Raw genomic sequence first — 1,376 nt, forward strand, 5'->3', positions numbered from 1 at the left:
GAGTAACGCGCGAAAGTTGGTGATGCCCTGAGGGGCGGCATATCATGGCGGTGTTCAGACGCCGTCAATTCTCAGCCGAGAAAGGGATATGCCACATGTCGGAGACTACCATCAGCACGCTGCCCGATCCATCGGGGTTTTCGCCGGATCCGCTGACGGACCTCATCCGGGAGGGTGCGCGCAAGCTGATCGAACAAGCGGTTGAGGCCGAGCTGGCAACGCTCCTCGCCGCGTTCGCCGAGGAAAGGCTCGATGACGGTCGGGCCAGGCTGGTGCGGCACGGACATTTGCCGGAGCGCGAAATCCTGACCGGGATCGGTCCGGTCGCCGTGAAGGTGCCGCGGGTGCGGGATCGCAAGCCGGGAGCGGAGAGGATCTCCTTCACGCCCAGCATCCTGCCGCGCTACCTGCGCAAGGCCAAATCGGTCGAGGAACTGCTGCCCTGGCTCTACCTCAAGGGGGTCTCCACCGGCGATTTCGGCGAGGCGCTGGCCGCCCTGCTGGGGCCGGACGCCAAGGGCCTGTCGGCCAAGACCGTCACCCGCCTGAAAGCCAACTGGTGGTCCGAATACGAGGCTTGGGAGAAGCGCGACCTCGGAACCCGGCGGTTCCTCTACATCTGGGCCGACGGTGTCTACTTCAAGCCGCGCATGGCCGAGGAAAAGCAATGCGTTCTGGTCATCGTCGGGGCGGATGAATACGGCCGGAAGGAACTGCTGGCCATGACCGACGGCTTCCGCGAGAGCACCCAGAGCTGGCGCGAGGTGCTGCTCGATCTCAAGCGGCGCGGCCTCACGCAGGATCCCAAGCTCGCGATCGGCGACGGTGCCCTCGGCTTCTGGACGGCCCTGCGCGAAGTCTTCCCCACGACGCAGGAGCAGCGGTGCTGGCTGCACAAGACCATGAACGTGCTGAACGCGCTGCCGAAATCGGCGCAGGCTAGGGCCAAAGGACACCTGCACGACATCTGGCAGGCCGGGACAAAGGCCGAAGCCAACGTCGCCTTCAACTTCTTCGTCGAAACCTACGGCGTGAAATGGGACAAGGCGGTGGCCAAGCTGGTCAAGGACCGGGACGCGCTGCTGACCCTCTACGACTATCCGGCCGAGCACTGGAAACATATCCGGACGTCAAATCCGATCGAGAGCACCTTCGCCACCGTCCGGCACCGCACCCGGCGAACCAAGGGCTGCCTGAGCCGAAAGACCGGGCTCGCCATGGCCTTCCGGCTGATGATGTCGGCGCAGAAGAAATGGCGGAGGCTCGACGGTCGGAACCGCCTGCCGGAGGTCATCAGCGGGGTTGAGTTCCGCGACGGCGTCCGCCACATTCAAGCTGCCGCCTGATCAAGCGTCACCAACTTTCGAGCATATCTC

Annotated in this window: 1 protein-coding gene; it reads left to right on the forward strand. The window is 64.5% G+C overall.

Annotated elements, in window-relative coordinates; all coding sequences use genetic code 11:
• The first annotated feature begins 95 nt into the window (after positions 1–95).
• Positions 96–1,346, forward strand: coding sequence for an IS256 family transposase (locus IT41_RS19190; protein WP_017469024.1), 1,251 nt, complete (start codon positions 96–98; stop codon positions 1,344–1,346).
• Positions 1,347–1,376: the final 30 nt, after the last annotated feature.

This window comes from Paracoccus halophilus (assembly GCF_000763905.1).
Taxonomy (GTDB): domain Bacteria; phylum Pseudomonadota; class Alphaproteobacteria; order Rhodobacterales; family Rhodobacteraceae; genus Paracoccus; species Paracoccus halophilus.

Excerpts from the sequence above, each read along its gene's own strand:
- IT41_RS19190 (WP_017469024.1), top strand. The coding sequence starts at position 96 with ATGTCGGAGACTACCATCAGCACGCTGCCCGATCCATCGGGGTTTTCG.